The sequence below is a fragment of the Pseudomonas sp. VA159-2 genome (genome assembly GCF_024126635.1).
GTDB classification, from domain to species: Bacteria; Pseudomonadota; Gammaproteobacteria; order Pseudomonadales; family Pseudomonadaceae; genus Aquipseudomonas; species Aquipseudomonas muyukensis.
Genome location: NZ_JAMYBV010000001.1, coordinates 155,491 through 181,125 on the forward strand (window position 1 = coordinate 155,491; position 25,635 = coordinate 181,125).

27 protein-coding genes and 1 riboswitch are annotated in these 25,635 nt (G+C 65.1%); of the genes, 14 read left to right on the forward strand and 13 right to left on the reverse strand.

Features of this window, described 5'->3' with window-relative positions; all coding sequences use genetic code 11:
• Positions 1–78: 78 nt before the first annotated feature.
• On the reverse strand, positions 79–1,761 hold the full coding sequence (locus tag NJG22_RS00630; protein WP_253091725.1) for a fatty acid--CoA ligase: 1,683 nt from the start codon (positions 1,759–1,761) through the stop codon (positions 79–81).
• Between the two features lie 187 nt (positions 1,762–1,948).
• Here NJG22_RS00630 and NJG22_RS00635 point away from each other — a divergent pair, with 187 nt between their 5' ends.
• The 3 genes from NJG22_RS00635 (at position 1,949) to NJG22_RS00645 (ending at position 4,801) form a co-directional block, all read left to right on the forward strand.
• Complete coding sequence (locus tag NJG22_RS00635; protein WP_253091726.1) at positions 1,949–2,914, forward strand: 2-hydroxyacid dehydrogenase; 966 nt, start codon at positions 1,949–1,951, stop codon at positions 2,912–2,914.
• A gap of 51 nt (positions 2,915–2,965) precedes the next feature.
• Positions 2,966–3,964, forward strand: a complete 999-nt coding sequence (locus NJG22_RS00640; protein ID WP_253091728.1) for a class I SAM-dependent methyltransferase — start codon at positions 2,966–2,968, stop codon at positions 3,962–3,964.
• A gap of 39 nt (positions 3,965–4,003) precedes the next feature.
• A riboswitch (yybP-ykoY riboswitch) is annotated at positions 4,004–4,123 on the forward strand.
• A 93-nt stretch (positions 4,124–4,216) separates the two neighbouring features.
• Complete coding sequence (locus NJG22_RS00645) at positions 4,217–4,801, forward strand: TMEM165/GDT1 family protein (RefSeq protein WP_217854071.1); 585 nt, start codon at positions 4,217–4,219, stop codon at positions 4,799–4,801.
• Between the two features lie 107 nt (positions 4,802–4,908).
• On the opposite strand, the gene NJG22_RS00650 is transcribed toward NJG22_RS00645, so the two are convergent.
• Positions 4,909–5,724, reverse strand: coding sequence for a M48 family metallopeptidase (locus tag NJG22_RS00650; RefSeq protein WP_253091730.1), 816 nt, complete (start codon positions 5,722–5,724; stop codon positions 4,909–4,911).
• A gap of 152 nt (positions 5,725–5,876) precedes the next feature.
• On the opposite strand from NJG22_RS00650, the gene NJG22_RS00655 reads away from it, so the two are divergent.
• Complete coding sequence (locus tag NJG22_RS00655) at positions 5,877–8,018, forward strand: methyl-accepting chemotaxis protein (protein ID WP_253091732.1); 2,142 nt, start codon at positions 5,877–5,879, stop codon at positions 8,016–8,018.
• Between the two features lie 37 nt (positions 8,019–8,055).
• Here the strand turns inward: NJG22_RS00655 and NJG22_RS00660 are convergent, their stop codons facing one another.
• Genes NJG22_RS00660 through NJG22_RS00670 form a run of 3 tightly spaced genes read right to left on the reverse strand, consistent with a single transcriptional unit; the run spans position 8,056 to position 9,134 of the window.
• Entirely contained in the window at positions 8,056–8,676 is a 621-nt protein-coding gene (locus NJG22_RS00660; protein WP_253091734.1) for an SOS response-associated peptidase, read from the reverse strand.
• A 15-nt stretch (positions 8,677–8,691) separates the two neighbouring features.
• Positions 8,692–8,952: a DUF2007 domain-containing protein gene (locus NJG22_RS00665; RefSeq protein ID WP_253091736.1), complete on the reverse strand. Its 261-nt coding sequence runs from the start codon at positions 8,950–8,952 to the stop codon at positions 8,692–8,694.
• Positions 8,952–9,134, reverse strand: coding sequence for a CPXCG motif-containing cysteine-rich protein (locus tag NJG22_RS00670; protein WP_253091737.1), 183 nt, complete (start codon positions 9,132–9,134; stop codon positions 8,952–8,954). The genes NJG22_RS00665 and NJG22_RS00670 overlap by 1 nt, the downstream gene beginning before the upstream one ends.
• A gap of 125 nt (positions 9,135–9,259) precedes the next feature.
• On the opposite strand from NJG22_RS00670, the gene NJG22_RS00675 reads away from it, so the two are divergent.
• Positions 9,260–10,426 (forward strand): 1-acyl-sn-glycerol-3-phosphate acyltransferase, encoded by a 1,167-nt coding sequence (locus tag NJG22_RS00675; RefSeq protein ID WP_253091739.1) that lies wholly within the window; start codon positions 9,260–9,262, stop codon positions 10,424–10,426.
• A gap of 54 nt (positions 10,427–10,480) precedes the next feature.
• Here NJG22_RS00675 and NJG22_RS00680 read toward each other — a convergent pair whose 3' ends face one another.
• On the reverse strand, positions 10,481–10,741 hold the full coding sequence (locus NJG22_RS00680) for a hypothetical protein (RefSeq protein ID WP_217850213.1): 261 nt from the start codon (positions 10,739–10,741) through the stop codon (positions 10,481–10,483).
• A 158-nt stretch (positions 10,742–10,899) separates the two neighbouring features.
• Here NJG22_RS00680 and NJG22_RS00685 point away from each other — a divergent pair, with 158 nt between their 5' ends.
• Positions 10,900–11,106 (forward strand): hypothetical protein, encoded by a 207-nt coding sequence (locus NJG22_RS00685; protein ID WP_217850215.1) that lies wholly within the window; start codon positions 10,900–10,902, stop codon positions 11,104–11,106.
• Between the two features lie 180 nt (positions 11,107–11,286).
• On the opposite strand, the gene NJG22_RS00690 is transcribed toward NJG22_RS00685, so the two are convergent.
• The gene (locus NJG22_RS00690) at positions 11,287–11,871 is read right to left on the reverse strand and encodes a YajG family lipoprotein (RefSeq protein WP_253091740.1); all 585 of its coding nucleotides are present in this window, start codon (positions 11,869–11,871) and stop codon (positions 11,287–11,289) included.
• Positions 11,872–12,652: 781 nt separating this feature from the next.
• Here NJG22_RS00690 and mqo point away from each other — a divergent pair.
• Positions 12,653–14,158, forward strand: coding sequence for a malate dehydrogenase (quinone) (gene mqo / locus NJG22_RS00695; protein WP_253091742.1), 1,506 nt, complete (start codon positions 12,653–12,655; stop codon positions 14,156–14,158).
• Between the two features lie 190 nt (positions 14,159–14,348).
• Here the strand turns inward: mqo and NJG22_RS00700 are convergent, their stop codons facing one another.
• The 4 genes from NJG22_RS00700 to NJG22_RS00715 form a co-directional block, all read right to left on the reverse strand.
• Positions 14,349–14,639 carry a PA4642 family protein gene (locus tag NJG22_RS00700; RefSeq protein WP_186659004.1) on the reverse strand — a complete coding sequence of 97 codons (291 nt, stop codon included), beginning with the start codon at positions 14,637–14,639 and terminating at the stop codon, positions 14,349–14,351.
• Positions 14,640–14,709: 70 nt separating this feature from the next.
• Complete coding sequence (locus NJG22_RS00705; RefSeq protein ID WP_253091744.1) at positions 14,710–15,180, reverse strand: hypothetical protein; 471 nt, start codon at positions 15,178–15,180, stop codon at positions 14,710–14,712.
• 79 nt (positions 15,181–15,259) lie between these two features.
• Positions 15,260–15,733: a WbuC family cupin fold metalloprotein gene (locus tag NJG22_RS00710; RefSeq protein WP_253091746.1), complete on the reverse strand. Its 474-nt coding sequence runs from the start codon at positions 15,731–15,733 to the stop codon at positions 15,260–15,262.
• Between the two features lie 2 nt (positions 15,734–15,735).
• Positions 15,736–16,293 carry a hypoxanthine-guanine phosphoribosyltransferase gene (locus NJG22_RS00715; protein WP_134690078.1) on the reverse strand — a complete coding sequence of 186 codons (558 nt, stop codon included), beginning with the start codon at positions 16,291–16,293 and terminating at the stop codon, positions 15,736–15,738.
• Positions 16,294–16,458: 165 nt separating this feature from the next.
• Between NJG22_RS00715 and upp the strand changes: the two genes are divergently transcribed.
• Both upp and NJG22_RS00725 read left to right on the forward strand, forming a co-directional pair.
• Positions 16,459–17,097 carry a uracil phosphoribosyltransferase gene (gene upp, locus NJG22_RS00720; RefSeq protein WP_217850223.1) on the forward strand — a complete coding sequence of 213 codons (639 nt, stop codon included), beginning with the start codon at positions 16,459–16,461 and terminating at the stop codon, positions 17,095–17,097.
• Positions 17,098–17,099: 2 nt separating this feature from the next.
• Positions 17,100–18,374 carry a uracil-xanthine permease family protein gene (locus tag NJG22_RS00725; RefSeq protein ID WP_253091748.1) on the forward strand — a complete coding sequence of 425 codons (1,275 nt, stop codon included), beginning with the start codon at positions 17,100–17,102 and terminating at the stop codon, positions 18,372–18,374.
• Between the two features lie 52 nt (positions 18,375–18,426).
• On the opposite strand, the gene hemH is transcribed toward NJG22_RS00725, so the two are convergent.
• Positions 18,427–19,440: a ferrochelatase gene (hemH, locus tag NJG22_RS00730; RefSeq protein ID WP_253091749.1), complete on the reverse strand. Its 1,014-nt coding sequence runs from the start codon at positions 19,438–19,440 to the stop codon at positions 18,427–18,429.
• Positions 19,441–19,453: 13 nt separating this feature from the next.
• The gene (locus NJG22_RS00735; protein ID WP_253091751.1) at positions 19,454–20,359 is read right to left on the reverse strand and encodes a TIGR01777 family oxidoreductase; all 906 of its coding nucleotides are present in this window, start codon (positions 20,357–20,359) and stop codon (positions 19,454–19,456) included.
• A gap of 188 nt (positions 20,360–20,547) precedes the next feature.
• Here NJG22_RS00735 and NJG22_RS00740 point away from each other — a divergent pair, with 188 nt between their 5' ends.
• The 5 genes from NJG22_RS00740 (at position 20,548) to NJG22_RS00760 (ending at position 25,623) form a co-directional block, all read left to right on the forward strand.
• A complete protein-coding gene (locus NJG22_RS00740; protein ID WP_253091753.1) occupies positions 20,548–21,534 on the forward strand; it encodes an NAD(P)/FAD-dependent oxidoreductase in 987 nt (328 codons plus the stop codon).
• 107 nt (positions 21,535–21,641) lie between these two features.
• Positions 21,642–22,610, forward strand: coding sequence for a DUF523 and DUF1722 domain-containing protein (locus tag NJG22_RS00745; protein ID WP_253091755.1), 969 nt, complete (start codon positions 21,642–21,644; stop codon positions 22,608–22,610).
• Positions 22,600–23,469 carry a MerR family transcriptional regulator gene (locus NJG22_RS00750; RefSeq protein ID WP_253091757.1) on the forward strand — a complete coding sequence of 290 codons (870 nt, stop codon included), beginning with the start codon at positions 22,600–22,602 and terminating at the stop codon, positions 23,467–23,469. The genes NJG22_RS00745 and NJG22_RS00750 overlap by 11 nt, the downstream gene beginning before the upstream one ends.
• Before the next feature lie 22 nt (positions 23,470–23,491).
• The gene (gene phrB, locus NJG22_RS00755) at positions 23,492–24,934 is read left to right on the forward strand and encodes a deoxyribodipyrimidine photo-lyase (protein WP_253091758.1); all 1,443 of its coding nucleotides are present in this window, start codon (positions 23,492–23,494) and stop codon (positions 24,932–24,934) included.
• Positions 24,931–25,623, forward strand: coding sequence for an SDR family oxidoreductase (locus tag NJG22_RS00760; RefSeq protein WP_253091760.1), 693 nt, complete (start codon positions 24,931–24,933; stop codon positions 25,621–25,623). Before phrB ends, NJG22_RS00760 begins: the two co-directional genes overlap by 4 nt.
• Positions 25,624–25,635: the final 12 nt, after the last annotated feature.

Consider the following 25,635-nt stretch of genomic DNA (forward strand, 5'->3'; position numbering starts at 1 on the left):
CTCAATTTCATCGTTTGACAAGGCACCATCCCCTCTAGCCTGCGGGTCGCACCCAAAGAGGCACGACCCGCGCAACGCTTACAGGGTGGAAAGGAACGCACTGTTACTGGCTTGCCACTGGCTGATATCCAGGCGGATGCGCTTCTTGTCGAGTTTACCGACACTGGTCTTGGGAATTTCAGTAACAAGGGCGATCTGGCTGGGAATCGCCCACTTGTTGATATGGCCCTGCTCGACGAAAGGCTTGAGGTGTTCCTTGAGTACCCGGGCATCGATGCTCATGCCATCGCGCACCACCAGCAGGGCGAAGGGCCGTTCGCCCCACTGCGGGTCGGGCACGCCGACCACCGCCACTTCGCGCACCGCCGGGTGGCGGCTGACCAGGTCCTCGAGGTCGAGCGAGGAAATCCACTCACCGCCGGTCTTGATCACGTCCTTGATGCGGTCGCGGATGTCGATGTAGCCCATGCCGTCGAGAGTGGCGACGTCTCCGGTGTGCAACCAGCCGCCCTGCCAGAGTTCCTCGCCCTTCTCCGGTTCGCGGAAGTAGCCCATGGTCAGCCAGGGTGCGCGCAGCACCAGTTCGCCCTGGGTTTCGCCATCGGCGGGAAGGAAATTGCCATTGCCGTCGACGATGGCGGCCTCGACCAGTGGCACCGGCACCCCGGCCTTGATCCGGTAGCTGGTGCGCTCGTCCTCGCTGCCCGCCTGAAGCTCGTCGTTCAGGTGCGCGGCACTGATCAGCGGGCAGGTTTCCGACATGCCGTAGGCGGCGGTGAGCTGGATGCCCCGGGCCAGCGCTGCCTGGTACAAGGCGCGATTGAGCGCGCTGCCACCGATGATGATCTTCCAGCCGCCGAAATCCTGGCCGGCCGCCGACGGGCAATTGAGCAGCATCTGCAGGATGGTCGGCACGCAGTGGGAGAAGGTGACCTTTTCCTCGCGCCACAGCCTGATCAGCATGTCCGGCTCGTAGCGCCCCGGATAGACCTGCTTGATCCCCATCATGGTCGCCGCGTAGGGGATGCCCCAGGCGTGCACGTGGAACATCGGCGTGATCGGCATGTAGACGTCGTTGCTGCTCAGCAGCCTCACGCTGTCCAGGCTGCCCAGTACCGATGTTTCGGCCAGGGTGTGCAGCACCAGTTGGCGATGGGTGAAGTAAACCCCCTTGGGGTTCCCGGTGGTGCCGGTGGTGTAGAAAGTGGTGGCTACCGAGTTTTCATCGAAGTCGGGGAAATCGTAGCGCGGGCTGGCGGCGGCCAGCAGCTGCTCATACTCGCCCACCAGGTTCGGCAGATCGGCGGTTTTGTCCGGGCCGTCGGTCAGCAGCAGGGTCTTGTCGACCGTGGTCAACTGGCCGGCGATGGCTTGGTAGAGACCGATGAAATCACTGTTGACCAGCACGAAGCGGTCTTCGGCGTGGTTCATGGTGTAGAGGATCTGCTCGGGCGACAGGCGCACGTTGATGGTGTGCACCACCGCGCCGATCATCGGAATGGCGAACATGCACTCCAGGTAACGGTGGCTGTCCCAGTCCATCACCGCCACGGTGTCACCGGCCTTCACACCCGCGGCGGTCAATACGTTGGCCAGGCGGGCGATGCGCTCGCTCAACTGCGGGTAGGTCAGGCGGATCTGGTCGCGGTAGACGATCTCGCGGGTCTTCTCGTAGCGGCTGCCGGACATCAGCAGGCGTTTGATCAGCAGCGGGTACTGGTAGGCGCCCTCGGCGGGCTTGATGATGCGCGTCTGCAACATGGGTATCCCTTTTCGTCAAAGCGGGCAGGACTTTTCAAGCACTTACTGTAGATCGGTGACGCACCGGTCAAATCAGCCGAAGGAATGATTTGCGCCCCTCGAGGTATGAGTGCCACGACGTTGACGAAGGGCGCCAACGGACCAGACACTGCGACCACAGCTTGCCGTCCAATCACCGGAGCCCCTGATGCCCAGCCTACGTCGCGCCGTGTTCCTCGATCACCAGTCCCTGGACCTGGGTGACCTCGACCTTTCGCCGCTGCATGCCCAGTTCGATGAACTGCTACTGCACGCCGCCACCACGGCGCAGCAGGTCGCCGCACGCCTGCAAGGCGCAACGGCGGTCATCAGCAACAAGGTGATGCTCGACGCCACCACCCTGGCCGCCAACCCGCAACTCAAGCTGATCCTGGTGGCCGCCACCGGCACCAACAACGTCGACCTGGCCGCCGCCCGTGCCCAGGGCATCACCGTGTGCAACTGCCAGGGCTACGGCACCCCCTCGGTGGCCCAGCACACCCTGGCGCTGCTGCTGGCCCTGGCCACCCGGCTGTGTGACTACAACCAGGCGGTCGCCACCGGCCACTGGGCCAAGGCCAGCCAGTTCTGCCTGCTGGACTACCCCATCGTCGAGCTGCAGGGCAAGACCCTCGGCCTGCTCGGCCACGGCGAGCTTGGCGGCGCGGTGGCGCGCCTGGCCGAAGCGTTCGGCATGCGCGTGCTCAGCGGGCAGATCCCGGGGCGGCCGCCGCGCGCCGAGCGCCTGCCGCTGGACGAGCTGCTGCCACAGGTCGATGCACTGACCCTGCATTGCCCGCTCAACGAACAGACCCGGCACATGATCGGCGCTCGCGAGCTGGCGCTGCTCAAGCCCGGCGCGCTGGTGGTCAACACCGCCCGCGGCGGGCTGATCGACGAGCAGGCCCTGGCCGACGCGCTGCGCGCAGGGCACCTGGGCGGCGCGGCCAGCGACGTGCTCAGCGTCGAGCCACCGGTCAATGGCAACCCCTTGCTGGCGGCGGACATCCCGCGCCTGATCATCACCCCGCACAGCGCCTGGGGCGCGGTGGAGTCGCGCCAGCGCATCGTCGGCCAGCTCGCCGAGAACGCCCAGGCGTACTTCGCCGGCCAGCCACGGCGAGTGGTCGGCTGACGCCGTGGCGGCTCTGCTACACTGCGCCACTTTTTTCAGGAGGCGTCGTCCATGGACCCGCGCAGTGAAGTATTGCTCCGCCAGGCGGAGCTGTTCCAGGGCCCGCTGCTGATCGCCGGTGCCCAGGCCGACGGCCTGCTCGGTCAATTGCCCCAGGCTCATGGCTGGACCTGGCATGCCGGCGACCAGGCCCTGCTGCACAGCCGCTTCAGCGGGCGCAGCCACTATGGCGTCGAGGTGCCCGAGGTGGCCTTCGAGGCCGCCGTGCTGTTCCTGCCCAAGTCCCGCGAGCTGGCCGCCTACCTGCTCAATGCCCTGGCCTCGCGCCTGGCCGGGCGCCCCTTGTACCTGGTGGGCGAGAAACGCGGTGGCATCGAAGGCGCGGCCAAACAGCTGCAAGCCTTCGGCAAGCCGCGCAAGCTCGACAGCGCGCGGCATTGCCAGCTGTGGCAGGTAAGTGTCGACAACGCCCCCCAGGCCAAGCCCCTGGAGAGCCTGGCCGAACGCTTCGAGCTGGCGCTGGCGGACGGCCCGTTGCAGGTGATCAGCCTGCCGGGCGTGTTCAGCCACGGCCGCCTGGACAAGGGCACGGCGCTGCTGCTGGAGCACCTCGACGACCTGCCCTGCGGCGCTGTGCTGGACTTTGGCTGTGGCGCCGGGGTGCTTGGGGCAACGGTCAAGCGCCGCTACCCGCAAAGCCGGGTCACCCTGCTCGATGTCGACGCCTTCGCGGTCGCGGCCAGCCGCCTGACCCTGGCGGCCAATGGCCTGCAGGCCGAGGTGATCAGTGGCGACGGCATCGATGCCGCGCCAGCCGAGCAGGACCTGATCCTGAGCAACCCGCCGTTCCATACCGGGGTGCACACCGACTACCAGGCGTCGGAAAATCTGCTGAAAAAATCACGACAACATCTTCGAAAAGGCGGCGAAATACGGTTGGTTGCCAATAGCTTCCTGCGCTATCAGCCGCTGCTCGAAGAAGCCCTGGGCAACTGCGAGATCCGCGCCGAGGCCCAGGGCTTTCGCATCTACCGGGCAACACGCGGATAAAAACAGGGCTTGCCGAAAGCGCCTGGCCTAGGCAGAATCCGCTCCGTCCTAGGGGAGTAGTCTCCCGCGAGCGCCCTGCTCGCCCGGCACGCGTCAACACACTTGGCCCACAGGCCATGGCGCGTGCGACCCACGATCTGCGCAGACAGATCCAGGGTTTGACAAGACCTATGACACGCACACCTTACCCGGGGCGGGGAGGTCGTACGTGTCATAGCCGTGTCGGCCCGCCCCCGTAGGAATCTCCTGATGCTGGAATCACTGCTCGTCCCCACCGCCATCGTTGCCCTCGCTGAAATCGGCGACAAGACGCAGTTGCTCGCGCTCATCCTGGCGGCACGTTTCCGCAAGCCCTGGCCGATCATCGCCGGCATCATCGCCGCCACCCTGGCCAACCATGCCGCGGCCGGTGCCGTGGGAGCCTGGGTCAGCAGCTTCTTCAGCGAGTCGGTGCTGCACTGGATTCTCGCCGCGAGCTTCACCGCCACCGCGCTGTGGACCCTGGTGCCGGACAAGATGGACGATGACGAAAGCAGCAACGCGCGCCGCTTCGGGCCGTTCGTGACCACGCTGATCGCGTTCTTCCTGGCGGAGATCGGTGACAAGACCCAGGTGGCCACGGTGATGCTGGCGGCGCAGTATCCGCACCTGATCATGGTGATCATCGGCACCACGTTGGGCATGCTGATCGCCAACGTGCCGGTGGTGCTGGCCGGCAACTTCGCGGCGGAAAAACTGCCGCTGACGCTGATCCGTCGCCTGGCGGCGACGGCGTTCTTCGTGCTGGCCGTGGTCGCGGTGTATTCGGCGATGAAGACCAGTGGCTGGATAGGCTGAAGCCCCTGCAGGATCCAGCCTTGCTGGCGAACCAGACAGCGCGGTGCCTGGCACCGGCTTTGCCGGTGTTCGCCGGCAAGGCCGGCTCCTACAGGGGGCCCGGTGAATTACTTCTTGGCGGCCTGATACAGCGGCATCACCTTCGGGATCGCCGCCTGCAACGAGGCGATACGGCTGCTCGAGGCCGGGTGGGTGCTCATGAACTCTGGCGGCGCGCCTTCGGACGCCTTGCTCATCTTGTTCCACAGGGTGATCGCGGCGTTCGGGTCGTAGCCGGCGCGGGCCGACAGTTCCAGGCCGATCAGGTCGGCCTCGTTCTCGTTGGCACGGCTGTTGGGCAGGGTCATGGCGTAGTTCACCACGGTGTCGGCCATGGCCATGCTGTCCTGGCCCAGGCCGAAGATGGCACCGGCGCCCTGACGGGCCATTTGCACGCCGTAGGCCTTGGACATCGCCTCACGGCTGTGCTCGCGCAGGGCGTGGGCGATCTCGTGGCCGACCACGGCGGCGATCTCTGCGTCGCTCAGCTGCAACTGATCGATCAGGCCGGTGTAGACGATGATCTTGCCACCCGGACCGCAGTTGGCGTTCAGTTCATCGCTCTTGATCACATTGACTTCCCAGTTCCACTGCGCGGCATCCGGCCGGAACTGTGGCGCCTGGGCAATCAGGCGCTTGGCGATGGCCTGCACGCGCTTGGCGTCGTTGCTGCTCTTGTCCAGCACGCCCTTGCTCGACGCTTCGCCGAGGGTCTGCTGGTACGACTGGGCGTACATCTGGTTGACCTCGTCGGTCGACAGCATGCTGAACATGTACTGCTGGCGCTGAACGCCCACGGCACCGCCACTGGTGGTATTGACCGCCTGGCAGCCGCCCAGCAGGACACCGGCAGTGAGCAGGCTGACAACGAATGACTTACGCATGAAAACACTCCCTTTTTACATGCCGCGTATCCTAGGCCCAGTCGCCCGCCCCTGCCAGAGCCGCAGGGAAGATTTCTCGCCATCGCCTCATGCTTTGGTATTAGCCCGCCGATAACATCTGGTAACGACCTCCTTGCGCGCGGAGCTTTGCCATGAAGTTCAAGTCGATCCAGTTTTCCGTGGCCGCCCTGGCCGGTGCCATCGTGCTGAGCATTGTCGCGGCACTGGTGCTGTACGCGGTGTATGCCGGGCAACGGACCCAGGCCCTGGTGCAACAACGTACCCAGCAGCAGTTCGAGAACGTCATCGAGCAGCGCCTGGCGGCCCTGGCCCGCACCCAGGTCAGCGAGATCCAGCGCGGCCTGGAGGCGCCGCTGGCGATCGCCCGTGGCCTGGCCACCGGCAACGCGATGATCGGCATGCAAGGCGCCGACGGCCAGCCCCTGATGCGCGTCGACCGCGAACACCTGATCAACCAGCTCAAGCGCACCGTGCAGGCCAATCCGAGCGTGCTCGGCGCCTATCTGGGCTGGGAACCGAACGCCCTCGACCACGCCGATGCGCGCTACGTCGGCAGCAACCTGGTGGGCATCGACAGCGCCACCGGGCGCTTCCTGCCCTGGTGGTTCCGCAACGCCGACGGCAGCCTCGGCCAGGACAAGCTGGCCGATGTCGACGACCACACGGTGCTGGCTACCGGCGTGCGCGCCAGCGAGTACTACCTGTGCCCGAAAGAGTCGAAAAAAGCCTGCGTGATCGACCCCGCCCCCTACCAGGTGGGCGACAAGCGGGTCATGCTCGCCTCGTTCGTCGAACCGATCATGATCGACGGCCAGTTCCAGGGCATGGCGGGCGCCGACCTGTCGGTGAACTTCATCCAGGACCTGCTCAACACCGCCGATCGCCAACTGTATGACGGCGCCGGCGAGCTGGCCCTGGTCTCGAGCAACGGCCGCCTGGTGGCCTACACCCGCGACCCAGCCAAGTTCGGCGAAAAAGCCAGCGATGTGCTGGACCGCGAGGAAGCCGCCACCCTCAACACCCTGAGCGGCGAGCAACTGCACTACGAGGTGGACGCCAGCAAGGACCGCATCGAGCTGTACCTGCCCTTCAAGGTCGCCAGCACCGATGCGCGCTGGACCCTGTTGCTGGAGCTGCCGCTGAGCACGGTCATGGCCGACGTCAACCAGCTGCAGCAGGACCTGGCCGACCAGCGCCGCACCGATATCACCGGCATGACCCTGGTCGGCCTGGCCATCGCCGCCCTCGGCCTGCTGGTGATCTGGCTGCTGGCCCTGGGCATCGCCCGCCCGCTCAAGCAGATGGTCGCCATGCTCGACGACATCGCCCAGGGCGAGGGCGACCTGACCCGCCGCCTGCAAAGCGACCGCGCCGACGAACTGGGCGCCATCGCCAGCGGCTTCAACACCTTCCTGGCCAAGCTGCAGGCGATGATCAGCCAGGTGGTCAGCTCAGTGCAGAAAGTCAGCGACTCGTCCGAGCACACCGCCGACATCGCCATCCGCACCAACCAGGGCGTGCACAAGCAAATGGCCGAGATCGACCAGGTCGCCACCGCCGTGCATGAAATGACCGCCACCGCCCAGGACGTGGCGCGCAACGCCACCCAGGCGGCCCAGGCCGCCAGCGAGGCCGACCGCGCGGCCAACCAGGGCCTGGACATCGTCCGCGACACCTCCAACGCCATCAGTGCCCTGGCCAGCGAGATCGGTCGGGCGGTGACCGTGGTCCAGGACCTGGCCCGCGACAGCGAGAACATCAACGCCATCCTGGTGGCCATCCGCGCCATTGCCGAGCAGACCAACCTGCTGGCGCTCAACGCCGCCATCGAGGCGGCCCGCGCCGGTGAACAGGGCCGCGGCTTCGCCGTGGTCGCCGACGAGGTGCGCAACCTGGCGCAGAAGACCCAGCAGGCCACCGAAGAAATCCAGCAGATGATCCAGCAGTTGCAGCAAGGCACCCGCGAAGTGGTCAAGGTGATGGAGGACAGCCAGGGCAAGACCGACGATAGCGTGCTGCAGGCCAGCCGCGCCGCCGAGGCACTGGAGAGCATCACCCAGGCGGTGTCGGTGATCAACGACATGAACACCCAGATCGCCAGCGCCGCCGAAGAGCAGAGTGCCGTGGCCGAGGACATCAACCGCAACGTGATCAACATCGGCCAGGTGGCCGGCGAAGTCGCTGGCGGCGCCGACGAGTCGAGCCAGGCCAGCGCCGAGCTGACCAAGCTGGCGGAGCAGCAGCGGCGCTTGATCAATCAGTTCAGGGTTTGACCCGAGGGCGCGCAGGTACTCCTGTAGGACCGGCCACCTAGGCGGGCGTCAGGCACTCCGGCCCATTGAGCTGCGGGTCGTTGACGAAATACGCCAGCGCCCGCTCGCGCAAGGCCGACGGTGGCTTGGCCAACAATTCGTGCAAACGCGCCATCGGCGTCTCGGGGTCCAGCCACAGCGCCTGCTCGGTCTCATCCAGCATCAACGGCCGGCGCTGGTTCATCGCGGCTTGCGTCACCACCGCGCAGCTCAGCCAGGCCTGCTCCTGCACCGGATACACCTCCCACAACGCCGCGAAGAACAGCGACGCGCCCTCCCCTGGTGTCACCCAGTACGGGCGCTTGCGCGCCGTGCCCCGCCATTCGTAAAAACCATTGGCTGGCATCAGGCAGCGCCGCTGGCGCAAGGGCTCGCGGAACATCGGTTGTTCGGCGACGGTTTCGGCGCGGGCCTGGGCCGGGGTGCGGGACAGGTCGGTCAACCACGCCGGGGTCAAACCCCAACGGGCGCTGGCCAGCTGCAACTGACCGTCGAGCTGGCGCTGGATCAGCACCGAGGCACCGGGCGAGATGTTCCATTGGGCCTGCTGGCCCGCCGGGAAACCGGGCAGCCCGGCAAAGGCCTGGGACCAGCGAAACAGGGCGTAGCGTCCACACATGGGCGAATTCAAAACCTAGCAGATCAGGGTTCCGGGATAACTCTCCGGTTCGTCGCCGGCAAGTGGCTGGGCAGCATTGTACGCATCGATCAACTGCCGTGCGTATTCGGCCTGCTCATCGGCCACCGCCAGGCCCAGCAGGCCCTGGACCGGCAGCTCGCCCATGGCGCCCATCAGGTCGCGCCCCACCAGGTGCACCGCGATCCCTTCGCTGGCCAGCATGCCCATCAGCATCTGCGCCTCCAGCAGGCTTTCCGGCTCGTAGATCCGTTGCATCAGTCGTTCTCACCGTAGACATCCAGCATCCACTCCTGGTCATGCACCTGCAGCACGAAGCGGATAGGCTTGCAGCACACCTGGCAGTCCTCGATGTACTCCTGATCGCCCCCGGACAGGTCCACCGAGGTTTCGACTTGCTCGCCACAATAGGGGCAATCGTAGATCGCAGTTTCCAGCATCGCGGCCTCCGGGGTGACTTGTGCGTATAATTGCCGGTCTGTTTACAGGGCCTGTGTGTGTCCGAGCCGTTTTTCGGAGCCCGCCCCTACCTTATTACCCTAGCCGTTTCCAACAAGAGAGCATGATGGGCGAATTCGATGCCATCCGACCGTACGACGACGCTGAGGTCCCTGCCGTTCTGGCACGGCTGCTCAGCGACCCGGCATTCCTCGATATCCTCACCCACTTCCGCTTCCCGCGCGCGGCGGGCGCCTTCGGCTGGCTGCTCAAACCGCTGATCGCCCGGCGCCTGCGCCAGGAGTTCGCCGGGGTCACCTGCGTCTCCACCCTGCAGGACAAGGTCGAGTACTACGTCGACCGCACCATCGACCGCGCCACCGACGGCGTGACCTATACCGGCGTCGAGCAGCTCAAGGCCGGTACCGCCTACCTGTTCCTGGCCAACCACCGCGACATCGTGATGGACCCGGCGTTCGTCAACTACGCGGTGTACCACGCCGGCCTGCCGACACCGCGCATCGCCATCGGCGACAACCTGCTGCAAAAGCCGTTCGTCAGCGACATGATGCGCCTGAACAAGAGCTTCATCGTGCACCGCTCGATCAGCGGCCGCCGCGAGAAGCTGGCCGCCTACCAGTTGCTGTCGGCCTACATCAACCACTCGATCCGCCACGATTGCGTGTCGATCTGGATTGCCCAGGCCGAAGGCCGCGCCAAGGACGGTGACGACCGTACCGATTCGGCGATCCTCAAGATGTTCCACATGAGCCGCAAGGACGAGCCGTTCGGCGCGGTGGTCCAGAGCCTGAACCTGACGCCGGTGTCGATCAGCTACGAATACGACCCCTGCGACCTGGCCAAGGCCCGCGAGCTGTACATCCGTGCCACCACCGGCAGCTACACCAAGGCCCCGGGCGAGGACGACAACAGCATCGCCCAGGGCATCACCGGCTACAAAGGCCGGGTGCACATCAACTTCGCGCCACCGGTGACCGAGTACCACGAGGACACCAAGCAGCTGGCACAGGCCATCGACCGCCAGATTCTCGGCGGCTACCGGTTGTTCCCGGTGCATTACCTGGCGTATGCGATGTGGGCGCAGAAGGACCCGACGCTCGAGGTGCCGAGCGCGGACAAGCTGTTCCCCGCCGATGAACTGGCCAAGGCCAAGGAAGAATGGCAGCGGCGCCTGGACGCTTGCCCGGTGGAACACCAGCCCTACCTGGTGCAGCAGTATGCGACGCCGGTACGCAACCAGTACCAGGTCAAGCGCCAGCCGGCATCCGCCTGACAACGCACCTGTAGGCGCGGCTTTAGCCGCGCCTACAGGCTAGGCGTCAGCGATTCAGACCCAGGTGCTGAACCACGACAGCAGCAGGGCCATCGCCAGGCACGAGAAGCCGAGGATGTAGAAGTAGCGCGGCACGCGCTGCTCGAAGGCATCGACCATGCCGTCCTCCACCGCCAGGCCTTCACGGGCCACCGCCTCGCGGCGTCGGGCGCTGTGCAGCAACAACCCACCCGGGCAGGTAATGATCAGGGCCAGCAGGTTGATCAATTTGGCGGGATGGGCGGCCAAGAAGCCCCAGAGCATTTGCAACGACATTGCGCGACCTCGGTATCACGTGCGGCAAAGCCCGGCATTCTACCCAAGCCCCAGCCGGTCACCGCGACTTTGCGACCAGCTGTCATTTAATTTCATCTGTCACACGCTCGTCATCAAGACAGGCCACCCTGTCGGCCTTCAACTGACCGGAGCTTGTCATGCTGCACGCCGAAAACCAGGACCGCCTCTACCTCGTCGCCCAGAGCGACGAACAGCAGGCGCTGATCGATGGTTTCGCCATCAATGTCCAGGATCGCCAGTGGCTGGTGTATTGCGCCCTCGGCGGGCATGCCCACGACGACCTGCCGGAAATCGACCCGCACACCGGGATCAGCCTGCTGGATTTCACCGTACAGGCCGCCTGAGCCAGCTGCGACGATCCCAGTAGGAGCCGGCCTTGCCGGCGAACACCGGCGCAGCCGGTGCCAGGCACTAAGGTGCTTGGCTTTGCCCGCAGCTGGCGCCCCCCATCGCCGAGGTGCCCGCCCCCAATAAAAAACCCGCTGCCTGAGCCCAGGCAGCGGGTTTTCTTTAGCGCAAAAGCCTTACTCGCCCAGTACCTGACCGACGGTCGGGTCCTTGAACAGGCGGGTCAAGGCATCGCTCAGCACATCGCTCACCAGCCTGGTGTTGGTCTCCTGGTTCGGCGCCATGCCGAAACGCTGGTCCAGCGACGCACCGTAACGGCCGCTGTAGCGACGGTTGGCGTTGGACACGTCGGCACGGAAGGTGGCGCCGATGGTCGCCTCGGTCACGTACATCTTGTCCTTGGGCGACTGGTACTTGAGCTCGGCCAGGGTCACGGTCAGCTGCGGGGCGTTGGCGGCGTTGGGCGTCGGGGTGAAGCCGAGCAGGCGCACCGCGGCTTCGGCCTGGGCCTGCAGCTTGGGCACCACGTCATTGCCGTTGACGGTGATGGTGCTGGTCTCGGGGTACATGCCACCGCGGGTGCCCAGCGACTGCGAAGCGCGCCCATCGACCACCCTGACCACCACCGGCTGGCCATGCCCGACCGGGGCCAACTGCTGGGTGAGCTTGGGTTGCGGGCTGAGTTGTTGCGGGCTGTGGGCACAACCGGCCAGGCTCAGGCTGGCCACCGCGAACAAACCGACCAACAGACGTTGCAACATGCGCGTTTCTCCAGAAAAAGCCGCAAAGGCCCCCAGTATACCTAGCGCCACGCGGTAAGCGGCAAGCCGCAAGAAAAAGCGCCCATGACGCCCCACCCGCACGCAGCAGCTTCGCCAGTCTCCAGGTTTGCGCCCATGCAAGCCGCCACTGGCAGCAACGCACCCTGTCGGCCTGACAAACGCTGCAATAAAAACCCAACAAGTACGCCCTTTCCGCCCGCGACATCGTTATAATCTCCCCCCGATTATAAGGACGTCTCCTGATCGGGCCCCGCATTCGCCGCTTGACCCCGGCACCCTCGACGCTTCGCCCACAGAGAGCCTTCCACTCAGGTCTTGCATTGGCTGTCGTGCCTGCTGTTCCCGGCCTTCCGCTTCGCATGAACCTGCGGGTTGCCATCGCGCAGTCCACTTTTGAGGTTCACGACTCCAAAAGAGCGTGAAAAAACGGTTTTTCACAACTTCACGAGAGTGTGGCGAGCAAATGAACAGTCTGGCATGTGTAAAAGCGGCAGATGTGTCCCGAACAGCCCTGAACAGACGGCAAAAGCGCTCATCCTGGATGGGAGCCTGAGACCGGTCCATAACGCACGACGGTTCACTTGACCATAAGTCGAATTGCCGCACCTGTGGCAAACGGGGTTCAATACCTGAACACCCAAGACTGATTGGCGGTGTCCGCGGAAGTTGCAAGAACTGCGAAGAGTCGGACATGGCGATCCTGGCCACCCCAGGGATCCTATGCTGTCAATTAGGTGCTGTAGATTGTGGAGACGCGTTAATGGCGCAGAACGAATCGGTTGATGTGGTACTGGTAGGCGCGGGCATCATGAGTGCCACCCTGGCCGTACTGCTCAAGGAGCTCGACCCGACCCTCAAGCTGGAGGTCGTCGAGGCGATGGACTCCGGGGCCGCGGAGAGTTCCAACCCCTGGAACAACGCCGGTACCGGCCATGCCGGCCTGTGCGAGCTGAACTATACCCCGCAGGCCGCCGATGGCAGCATCGACATCAAGAAGGCCGTGCACATCAACACCCAGTTCGAGGTTTCCCGCCAGTTCTGGGCGTACCTGAGCAAGAAGGGCAGCTTCGGCTCGCCGCGCGCGTTCATCAACCCCGTGCCGCACCTGAGCTACGTCGAAGGTGACAAGGGCGTTTCCTTCCTCAAGAAGCGTTTCGAGATGCTCAAGCAGCACCACGCCTTCGCCGAGATGGAGTACACCGAAGACAAGGCCGTGATGAACGACTGGATGCCGCTGATGATGCCAGGCCGTCCGGCCGACCAGCACATCGCCGCCACCCGCGTGCTCAAGGGCACCGACGTCAACTTCGGCGCCCTGACCAACAAGCTGCTCAAGCTGCTCGGCGACACGCCGGACGCCCAGGTCAAGTACAGCAAGAAGGTTGTCGGCCTGCGCCGCAACGGCAGTGGCTGGACCGTGAGCATCAAGGACGTCAACAGTGGCGGCAGCCGCGAAGTCGACGCCCGCTTCGTCTTCCTCGGCGCCGGCGGCGCTGCCCTGCCGCTGCTGCAACTGTCCGGCATCCCGGAAAGCAAAGGCTTCGGCGGCTTCCCGGTCAGCGGCCAGTGGCTGCGTTGCGACAACCCGCAGATCGTCAAGCAGCACCAGGCCAAGGTCTACAGCCAGGCCGCCGTTGGCGCGCCGCCGATGTCGGTGCCGCACCTGGACACCCGCGTGGTCGACGGCAAGAAATCGCTGCTGTTTGGGCCCTACGCCGGCTTCACCACCAAGTTCCTCAAGCACGGCTCGTTCATGGACCTGCCGCTGTCGGTGCGCATGGGCAACATTGGCCCAATGCTGGCCGTGGCCCGCGACAACATGGACCTGACCAAGTACCTGGTCAGCGAAGTGATGCAGTCGATGGAGCAGCGCCTGGAATCCCTGCGCCGCTTCTACCCCGAGGCCAAGGCCGAGGACTGGCGCCTGGAAGTGGCTGGCCAGCGCGTGCAGATCATCAAGAAAGACCCGAAAAAAGGCGGCATCCTGCAGTTCGGCACCGAGCTGGTCTCGGCCCAGGACGGCAGCCTGGCCGCACTGCTCGGCGCCTCGCCAGGCGCGTCGGTAACTGTGTCGATCATGCTCGAGCTGATCGAACGCTGCTTCCCCGAGCAGGCCAAGGGCGCCTGGGCCGCCAAGCTCAAGGAGATCTTCCCGGCACGCGAGAAGACCCTGGCCACCGACGCGGCCCTGTACCACAAGATCAGCGCCGACAACGATGTGGCGCTGGAGCTGGTGGAAAGCAGCCCGGCCAAGCATTACGCCTGATCTGGCTGAAACGAAAAAACGCCCCTCGGGGCGTTTTTTTGTGCCTGTCTGACTGCACCCACCGTTCCTTTTGTAGGAGCGGCCTTGTGTCGCGATTGGGCTGCGCAGCAGCCCCAGATTTATGCCCTACCTCAATATCGCCGGGGCTGCTTCGCAGCCCAATCGCGACACAAGGCCGCTCCTACAGGAATCAACCACGGGCCTTGTCGATGATCTCGATGTACTCCGGCGCATTGCGCTGGTCGGCGATCGCCTCGACGAAGGTCTTGCCATGCTCGTCCTTGCCATCGAGGTCATAGCCCGCTTCGACGAAGAAACCCACATAGCGCTCGAAATCGTCGACCCGCAGGCCGCGGTAGCCCTTGATCAGCTTGTGATGCGACGGCGAGGTCAGGCCATCGGCCGGCTCGAACTGCAGGAAGGTCTTGATGTAGTCATCGCTGATCTCATCCCCAATCACTTGTTTCTTGTCTTTACGCATCGCCGACTCCAACTGGGCCATCACGGGCATTTTCAAAGGCCGGCAGTTTACCCCCGCGTAGCGGCGGGCCTCAACGCGTACGTACGCTACCGGTGTGCAGGTCGGCCCAGACATGACCATTGGCATAGGTGAGGAACTGCACGTAGAGGGTCTCGTTGCGCAGCAGGTCGATGATCACCCGGTAATCGGCCAGCGGATAGTTCAAGGTCAAGGTGCGGGTTTTGTCGTCGTACACCGGCTTCTTGAGGCTCTTGCCACCCTCGCCATCGAAGTTGACCAGCACCTGGCCGATGGTCGAGCCCTTGCTCAGCGGCTTGCCCTTCAGGCGCATCTGCAACGAGGCGGTGATCGGGATCGGCTGCTGGTCGGACTGGCGCTGGGTGCCGACCACCACGCTGTAGTCGGTGACCTGCAGCAGTTGCTGGCTGGTCGGCGCCGCCTGGCGCAGGGAAAGGTCGTCTGGCGGGAGAAACTGGCTGTGCAGCGGGGCGGCGGACAGCGGCAGGCTCACCGCCAGCAGCAGGGGGACGATCGCACGCATGTGAGGCTCCTTGGCATGAGCAGGCACTCTACGCACAGGCATCATCACCGGGCAAGCCCGCCCCACCGCCAAAGGACGCTCAGTCGAACTGCGCGCGCATCCAGGCGTGGTACCCGGCAACCTCGGGCTCCCCTTCGCGTGGGGCCCAGTGGGCATGCTCGCCTTCGCCCAACGCGCGATAGGGCCCGGCCTTGCCTTCGAACAGCACGCTATCCTGCTCGAGCACCACCAAGCCATGGTAGGTGCCTGGCGTCAGGTCGACCCCCAGGCACTCACCGCCAGCCTGCAATACGCGCTTTTCGATTACCACGCCCTGATCATCGAAGATCAACAGCCCCAGGCGCCCCTTGAGCACGATCAGCATTTCGGCCTTGTCCGCGCTCAGGTGTCGATGCGGCGGAATGTAGGTAGACGGTTGCAGGCCAACCGCCAGCCGATGGCAAGGCTCGTGCATTTCATGGAAGTTGTGGTGATGCCTGCCACGCGGGCTGTCGGTGGCTTTTTGCGCCAGCTCGGCGAACAACGAATGATCGAGGTAGGCGGGCTGGCGCATGCTCACAACCCCTTGACGGCGAAGATGCCGTTGGCGTTGCGCCAGTAGCCCTTGTAGTCCATGCCGTAGCCGAAGATGTAGCGGTCCACGCAGGACAGGCCGAAGTAGCTGGCTTTCAGGTCCGGGCTGGCCTTGCGGTCATGGTCCTTGTCGATCAGCACGGCAGTGTGCACCGCACGGGCGCCGGCATGCTTGCAGAACTCGATGATGGCACTGAGGGTGTGGCCTTCGTCGAGGATGTCATCGACGATCAGTACATCGCGGTCGATGAACGACACTTCCGGTTTGGCCTTCCAGAACAGCTCGCCACCGCTGGTCTGGTTGCGGTAGCGGGTGGCGTGGATGTACGAGACTTCCAGCGGGAACTGCAGGTGGGTCAGCAGCTTGCCGGCGAAGATCAGGCCACCGTTCATCACGCAGAACACAACCGGGTTCTTGTCGTGCAGGTCGACGCAGATGCGTTTGCCGACCTCGGCGATGGCCACCTCGACCTCGGCTTCGTTGTACAGGCAATCAGCCTCGTGCATCACTTGACGGATATGCTCGAGATCGGCGGACATGGCGCGCTCCAGGGGGTGCATTTTGGAAAAGCGGGCAAAGGTACGCATCCGCTCGTCTCAGATCAAGCCTTTATGGACTAACGTGCACAATGACTGCACGACATCAAGGACTGAATAGATTAATCTAGCGCGGTTTTTTTGCCCGCCTCCCGGAGCCCTCCCCCTATGCCTACTCGTGAGATCCGCCATCCGCTGATCCGCCACAAGCTCGGCCTGATGCGCCGCGCCGATATCAGCACCAAGAATTTTCGCGAACTCGCCCAGGAAGTCGGTGCACTGCTGACCTATGAAGCCACCCAGGACCTGCCGCTCGAAACCTACGAGATCGACGGCTGGTGCGGCAAGGTGCAAGTCGAGAAGATCGCCGGCAAGAAGATCACCGTGGTACCGATCCTGCGCGCCGGTATCGGCATGCTCGACGGCGTGCTCAGCCTGGTGCCCGGCGCCAAGGTCAGCGCCGTCGGTGTCGCCCGCAACGAGGAAACCCTCGAAGCCCACACCTACCTGGAAAAGCTCGCGCCGGACATCAATCAGCGCCTGGCCCTGATCATCGACCCAATGCTGGCCACCGGCGCCTCGATGGTCGCCACCATCGACCTGCTGAAAAAAGCCGGCTGCAAGGAGATCCGCGCCATGGTCCTGGTCGCGGCTCCCGAAGGCATCGCCGTGGTGGAAAACGCCCACCCGGACGTGCAGATCTACACCGCCTCGATCGACCAGCGCCTGAACGAGCACGGCTACATCGTGCCGGGCCTGGGTGATGCCGGCGACAAGATCTTCGGCACCAAGCAGAAGGACGCCTGACCATGCAGGACGGCTTCAACGACCCGCTCTGGCGCCAGGTCGTTTCGGGCGCGCAGATGCTCTTCGTGGCATTCGGCGCGCTGGTGCTGATGCCGCTGATCACCGGCCTGGACCCTAACGTGGCGCTGTTCACCGCGGGCATCGGCACCCTGCTGTTCCAGCTGGTCACGGGCCGTCAGGTCCCGGTATTCCTGGCCTCCAGCTTTGCCTTCATCACCCCGATCATCCTTGCCAAGGGCCAGTTCGGCCTGGCCGAGACCATGGGCGGCGTGATGGCGGCGGGCTTCGTGTACACCTTCATGGGCCTGATGGTGAAGGTCAAGGGCACCGGTTTCATCGACCGCATGCTGCCGCCGGTGGTGATCGGCCCGGTGATCATTTCCATCGGCCTGGCCATGGCGCCGATCGCCGCCAACATGGCGATGGGCAAGGGCGGCGACGGCGCCGCGCTGATGCCCTACAAGACCGCCATGCTGATCTCCATGCCAGCGCTGCTGACCACGCTGATCGTCGCCGTGTTCGGCAAGGGCATCTTCCGCCTGGTGCCGATCATCGCCGGCGTGCTGGTGGGCTTCGCCCTGTCGTTCGCCTTCGGCGTGGTCGACACCGCCAAGATCGCCGCCGCGCCCTGGCTCGAGGTGCCCAACTTCACCGCGCCAGCGTTCAACTGGCAGGCCATCCTGTTCATCGTCCCGGTCGCCCTGGCGCCAGCGATCGAGCATATCGGCGGGGTGATCGCGGTGGGCAGCGTGACCGGCCGCGACTACCTGAAGAAGCCGGGCCTGCACCGCACCCTGCTGGGCGACGGCCTGGCGACCACGGCCGCCGGCCTGTTCGGCGGGCCACCCAACACCACCTACGCCGAAGTGACCGGCGCGGTGATGCTGACCAAGAACTACAACCCGAAGATCATGACCTGGGCGGCGATCTTCGCCATTACCCTGGCCTTCATCGGCAAGTTCGGCGCGCTGCTGCAGAGCATCCCGGTCCCGGTGATGGGCGGCATCCTGTGCCTGTTGTTCGGTTCGATCGCGGCGGTGGGCATGAACACCATGATCCGCCACAAGATCGACCTGGCCGAAGCGCGCAACCTGGTGATCGTCTCGGTGACCCTGGTGTTCGGTATCGGTGGCGTGCTCATCGGCAGCGGTGACGGCCCGGATGATTGGGGCCTGAAAGGCATCGCGCTGTGCGCGGTGGTGGCCATTGCCCTGAACCTGATCCTGCCGGGCAATGATGGCTGGAAGAACAAGAAGCTAGATGATCAGTTGCCCTGATCGGACCGCTGCGTTCGTGGGAGCGGGTTAGCCTGCTCCCACGATTACTTGGTCAGGCCCTCTCGCACATTCCCGCCAGCACCCTCACCCACTCCGGGTGATCGTTCAGGCACGGCACCAGCACCAGCTCCTTGCCACCGGCCTCGACAAACTGCTCACTGCCGCGCATGCCGATCTCTTCCAGCGTCTCGATGCAGTCGGCAACAAAGGCTGGGCACATCACCAGCAACTTCTTCACCCCCGCCTTGCCCAGTTCATCCAGACGCGTTTCGGTGTAGGGCTCGATCCACTTGGCCCGGCCCAGACGCGACTGGAATGACACCGACCACTTGCCATCCGGGATACCCACCTTCTGGGCGAACGCCCTGGCCGTGGCCAGGCACTGGCCGCGATAACACACCGCGCGCATCTCGGCGCTGGCGTCCTTGCAGCAGTCGGCGGCCTGGAAGTCGTGCTGGCCGGTGGGGTCGAGCTTCTTCAGGTGCCGCTCGGGCAAGCCATGGAAGCTCAGCAGCAGGTGATCGTAGTCCTGCTCCAGGTAGGGCTGGGCACTGGCAGCCAACGCCTCGATGTAGTCAGGGTGCTCGTAGAACGGCTGCAAGAGGCGGGTTTGCAGGGGCAGCTTGCGCTCGGCGATGGTCTGCCTGGCCAACTCGACCACCGTGGTCACCGTGCTGTCGGCGAACTGTGGATAAAGCGGCGCCAGGGTCACCTTGCGCACGCCTTGGGCTGCCAGGCGTTCCAGCACCTCGGGCAGCGCCGGCTGGCCATAGCGCATGGCGATTTCCACCGGGCCGTGGGGCCAGTGGGCCGTCATCGCCTGTTGCAGGCGCCGGGTCAGCACCACCAGCGGCGAGCCCTCGTCCCACCAGATCGAGGCGTAGGCGTGGGCCGACTGCTCCGGGCGCTTGATCAAGATCAGCGATACCAGCAGCCGACGCACCGGCCAAGGCAGGTCGATCACGTACGGGTCCATCAGGAACTGGTTGAGGTAACGGCGCACATCGGCCACCGAAGTTGAGGCCGGCGAACCCAGGTTGACCAGCAGCAGGGCATGATCGGTCATGCAGCGTCCTATGTCAGAGGCGGCTGGACAGGTCGTCCAGGGCCGATTGCAGATCGTTGAAGCGGAACGTGAAACCCGCCGCCAGCAAGCGTACCGGGCGGGCACGCTGGCCACCGAGCAACAGCGTCGACAGCTCGCCGAGCCCGGCCTTGAGCAGCAATGCCGGCATCGGCATGAATGCCGGGCGGTGCAGGGCGCGGCCCAGGCACTTGGCGAACGCGCGGTTGCGCACCGGCTCTGGCGCGCAGGCATTATAAGGACCGCTGGCATCGTTATGCTGCACAAGAAAATCAATCAAGGCGATCTGGTCGTCTATATGGATCCACGGCATCCACTGCCGACCATCGCCCAACGGGCCGCCCAGGCCCAGTTTATAAGGCAGGCGCAGGCGCGACAAAAAGCCGCCATCGGCGGCCAGCACCAGCCCCGTGCGCACCAGCACCACACGCATGCCGAGGGCCTCGGCGCGCTGCGCGGTTTCCTCCCAGGCGATGCACAGCTGGCTGGCGAAGTCCTCCTTCACCGGCGGCGAGGCTTCGCTCAGCTCCCGTTCGCCGCCATCGCCATACCAGCCCACCGCCGAGCCCGACACCAGCACCTGCGGCCGCTGCTCGCGGCTGGCCAGCCAGGCCAGCAACTGCTCGGTCAAGGTCACCCGGCTGGCCCACAACAAGGTGCGTCGGGCCGCTGTCCAGGGCCGGTCGGCAATCGGCGCACCGGCCAGGTTGATCACCACATCCACCCGGTCATCGCTGGCGATTTCCTCGAGCCGGGCGACCCCGCGGACATCGCGGCCACAGATTTTCGCCACCTGGTCGGGGCGGCGGCTCCATACGGTCAGGCGATGCCCCTGCCCCCGCCACAGCTGGCAAAGGTGTTGGCCGATCAGGCCGGTACCGCCGGTCAGCAATATATGCATGGCTGTGTCCTCACACTTCGCGGCCGTGGTCTATTTTTAAGATCAAGGCACTTTTTTGACCGAACGCTCTCGGATAAACATAGGCCAACCTGCCCTACTCGAGCGGAATAACCTTATACAAAGATTGTGCATTGTACAGGTTTGCCTGGCAGCGTAGGCTGCATACAGCTAGGTTCGAAGAGGCCATCATGACAGTACCTATTGCCATCATCGGTGCCGGTATCGCCGGCCTGTCCGCCGCCCAGGCCCTGCAAAAGGCCGGGCAGACCGTCCACCTGTTCGACAAGGGCCATGGCAGCGGCGGCCGCATGGCCAGCAAGCGCAGCGATGCCGGCGCGCTGGACCTCGGCGCTCAGTACTTCACCGCCCGCGACCGGCGCTTCGTCGAGCAGGTGCACCAGTGGGTGAATGCCGGCTGGGCGGCGCAGTGGAAGCCCCAGCTGTACAACTACCGCGCAGGCGAACTGACCCCATCCCCCGACGAGCAGGTGCGCTGGGTCGGCGTGCCGCGCATGAGCGCCATCACCCGCGGCCTGCTCAAGGATGTCACGGTCAACTTCGGCTGCCGCATCGCCGAAGTGTTTCGCGGCAAGCAATACTGGCACCTGCAGGACACCGAGGGCTGCAGCCACGGGCCGTTCAGCCGCGTGGTGATCGCCGTGCCCGCTCCCCAGGCCACACCGCTGCTGGCCGCCGCGCCGAAGCTCGCCGCGGTCGCCGCCGGCGTGCAGATGGAACCGACCTGGGCCATCGCCCTGGGCTTCGAGACCCCGCTCGACACGCCCATGCAAGGCTGCTTCGTGCAGGACAATCCACTCGACTGGCTGGCACGCAACCGCAGCAAGCCGGGGCGTGACGAACAGCTCGATACCTGGGTGCTGCATGCCACCTCCAGCTGGAGCAAGCAACATATCGACCTGCCCAAGGAAGAGGTGATCGAACAGCTGTGGGGCGAGTTCGCCGAACTGGTCGGCTGCGTGGTGCCAGCCCCCACGTTCGCCCTCGCCCACCGCTGGCTGTACGCACGGCCGGCGGGCAACCACGAATGGGGCACACTGGCCGACGCCGATCTGGGCCTGTATGCCTGCGGTGACTGGTGCCTGTCGGGGCGGGTCGAAGGCGCCTGGCTCAGCGGCCAGGAAGCGGCGAAGCGCTTGCTGGAGCATCTGGAATAGCGGCCCGGCGCACTTATACAAAAAAGATGCTTTGTATAAGTTTGCATTTGTGCTGGAATTAACTTGTACAACACTCACATCCTGTACAAGTTATTCCGGAGACCGCGATGCACGCGCCGCCGCTCACCCTCAAGCCACGCCTGGCCATCAGCGCCTGCCTGACTGGCCAACCGGTACGCTACAACGCCGGCCACAAAGCTTCCAGCCTGTGCCTCGAGCTGCTCGGCGAGCATTTCGATTGGGTGGCGCTGTGCCCGGAAGTGGCGATCGGCCTGGGCACCCCGCGCGAACCGATTCGCCTGGTGGGTGACCCCGAACACCCTGCCGTGGTCGGCACGCGCAATGGCGGCACCGACCTGGCCGGGCCCTTGCGCGCCTATGCCGAGCAGATCGCCGAGGAAATCGACGACATCTGCGGCTACATCTTCATGCAGAAATCACCGTCCTGTGGCCTGGAGCGGGTCAAGGTCTACCAGGACGACGGCCGCCCGCCCCACCAGGGCGGTCGCGGTGCCTACGCGGCGGCATTCTGCGCACGCCGCCCGGACTTGCCGGTCGAGGAAGAAGGCCGCCTGCACGACCCGGTCCTGCGGGAGAACTTCATCGCCCGGGTCTACGCCTACGCCGACTGGCAGCAGTTGTTGGGCCAGGGCCTGAGCCGCGGCGCGCTGATTGCGTTTCACTCGCGCTACAAGTACCTGCTGATGGCCCACAACCCTGAAGCCTACCGCCGCCTGGGCCGCTTGCTCGGCAGCCTGCGCCGCGCCGACGACCCGGCGCTGGTCGGCCCACGCTACTTCAGCCAACTGATGCAGGCCCTGCGCCGCTGCGCCAGCCGCGGCACCCACGGCAATGTGCTGCAGCACCTGAGCGGTTACCTGCGCAACGACCTTGGCCAGGCCGACAAGGCGGAGCTGCAGCAGATCATCGGCCAGTACCAGCAGGGCATGGTGCCCCTGGTGGTGCCTCTGACCCTGCTGCGCCACCACCTGCGCAAGCACCCTGACCCGTACCTGTTGCAACAGGCCTACCTGCAACCCCACCCTGTCGAGCTGGGCCTGCGCAATGCGATCTGACCCCCTGTTGCCCATTGGCGAGGTCGCCCGTCTGACCGGGGTCAACCCCGTCACCCTGCGCGCCTGGGAGCGCCGCTACGGGCTGATCAAGCCGCAACGCACGCCCAAGGGCCATCGGCTTTATCCGCAGGACCAGGTCCAGCGGGTTCACGACGTGCTGCGCTGGCTGGACCGCGGCGCCGCGGTCAGCCAGGTGCGCGAGCTGTTGGACCATGCCGCCGAAGCGCCAGCGCCGATCCAGGGGGAATGGGGCACGCGCATCGAACAGCTGATCGAAGCCATCGCCCGCCTGGCCCAACGCCCGCTGGACCAGCTGCTGAACCAGGCAATGGCGCTGTATCCGGCAGTGACCGTCTGCGAACGCCTGCTCCTGCCCCTGCTCGATGCCTTGCACCTGCGCTGGCAGACCCACTTCGATGCCCGCCTGGAGCAAGTGTTCTTCCATACCTGGCTGCGCAGCAAGCTGGGCGCCAGGGTGTACCACGACAACCATTCCCTGGCCGGGCCCTGCGTGCTGCTTGCCCGCACCGACGATACGCCCTTTGATGCCGAGTTCTGGCTCAGCGCCTGGCTGTTGAGCAGCAGTGGTCAGGCCCTGGAGATCCTCGAGTGGGCGGTGGAACCGCGCCAGTTGCGCCACGCCATCGAACACTTGCAACCCCGCGCCTTGGTGCTACACCTGGGGCGCCACCCGGACCTGGCAGGGCTCGCCCGCGCCTTGCACGGCGTCAGCGTACCCAAACTCCTGGGTGGCGCCGCGGTCCTTGTCCATGAGACCGCGCTCAAGGCCCTGGCCCTGCCTGGCCTGCAGCTGTTCGACACACCACCGGCCGCGTTCCGCGCGCTCCAGCAATCATGACCGTTCACGAGGCGCTCCCTGCATGCAACTGATCTGGCTGCGCAACGACTTGCGCATCGACGACAACACCGCCCTGGCGGCCGTCTGTCAACGTGGGCCGACCCTGGCCCTGTGGATCGCCAGCCCGGGCCAGTGGCAAGCCCACGACGATGCGCCGTGCAAGGTCGACTTCTGGCTGCGCAACCTGCGCCAGCTGCGCCAGGCCCTCGAAGCCCTGAACATTCCGCTGCTGATTCGCCACGCCGACACCTGGGCGACGGTGCCGCAGTGCGTGCTGGAGGTCTGCCGGCAACACAAGGTGCAAACCGTGCACTGGAACGATGAATACGGCCTCAACGAAGCCCGCCGCGACCAGGCCACCCAGCAACACCTGCGCCAAGCCGGTGTCGACGGCATTGGCCACCTCGACCAGTTGCTGTTCCAACCGGGCAGCATCCTCACCCGCAGCGGCCACTACTTCCAGGTGTTCAGCCAGTTCAAGCGCGTCTGCCTGGAGCACCTGCACCGTGACCTGCCGGCCCTGGCCCCGCCGGTGCGCCGGCAGGCGCCGCTGGCGATCGCCAGCGACCCGATTCCCCAGCAGATCGACGGTTTCGCAGCCCCCAGCGAGGCGCTGCGTCGGCACTGGCCAGCCGGCGAAGAGCAAGCGCGGCAACGCTTGACCCGCTTCGTCGACGAACGCATCGAAGACTACCAGCACTTGCGCGACCTGCCGGCCAAGGCCGGCACCAGCCAGCTCTCGCCCTACCTGGCGGCGGGCGTGGTTTCTGCGCGCCAGTGCCTGCATGGCGCACTGGCCGGTAACCGCGGCGAGTTCGACAGCGGCAATGTCGGCGTGCAGACCTGGGTCAATGAACTGCTCTGGCGCGAGTTCTACAAGCACGTGCTGGTGGGTTACCCGCGCGTTTCGCGACATCGCGCCTTCCGCCCGCAGACCGAGGCCCTGCCCTGGCGCACTGCGCCCGACGACCTGCAAGCCTGGCAGCAAGGCCGTACCGGCTTTGCCATCATCGATGCGGCCATGCGCCAGTTGCTGCACACCGGCTGGATGCACAACCGCCTGCGCATGATCGTTGCCATGTTCCTCAGCAAGAACCTGCTGATCGACTGGCGCCACGGCGAGCGGCATTTCATGCGCCATCTGATCGACGGCGACCTGGCCGCGAACAACGGTGGCTGGCAGTGGAGCGCCTCGACCGGCACCGACGCGGTGCCCTATTTCAGGATCTTCAACCCGATCACCCAGTCGCAGCGCTTCGATCCGCAGGGGCGTTTCATCCGTCATTGGCTACCTGAGCTGCAGGCGTTGGACGATAAATCGATTCACTTTCCCGTGAAGTCTGTCGATCTATTTGCTACTAATAATTACTCGAACCCGATAGTCGATCTCGAAAGCAGTCGTCAGCGGGCATTGGCGGCCTTCAAGGGCTTGTCCGGCTGGCAGGATCAGGGGGCCTTGCCTTGAATACAAGACGCAGTTTCTGGGTAACAGGTGCCAGCCACGGACTAGGCTTGGCCATGGTGGAACAGTTGCTCGATCAAGGGCATCGCGTTGCCGCCAGTGGCAGGGATAGCCAGCAGCTCGACGCCTTGGGCGAACGCCACGGGGCCAGTTTGCTGCGCCTGCCCGGCCTGTTGACCGAGGCCAGCCAGGCCGTTGCCATGCGCCAGCGGCTGCTGGACAAGTGGGGGGCACTCGACGGCCTGATCATCAACGCCGGTGCCTGCGACTATCTGCCGGACAACACCACCCTTGGCAACCTGTTCGAGATGATCGTGCAGAGCAACATGAGCGCCAGCGAACGCGCGCTCAATTGCGCCCTGCCAGCGCTGATGCAAGGTGCGCGGCCGCAGGTGATGGTGATTTTCAACCGTTACTCGGCCTTGCAACTCTATGACCCGACCCAGCCGCCCAGTGGCGTCAACAGCCTTCCCAAAGGGGTGCGCGAGCAGCGTCAGCTGTTGCTGGACCGGGGCATCGACCTGACCGTGGTGGCGCCGCCGCCAATGAGTGAGCCGCTGATGCCCGACGCCTGGACCGCGCAGAGCGCCGCTGCAGTGCTGATTGCAGAGCTGGAGCAGCGCCACCCCGAGCTGATGCTCGAGGCCCTGGGCATGAACAACTTGTGGCCGTTACCGGAGCATGTGCGCTAGCCAAGCGCCGCG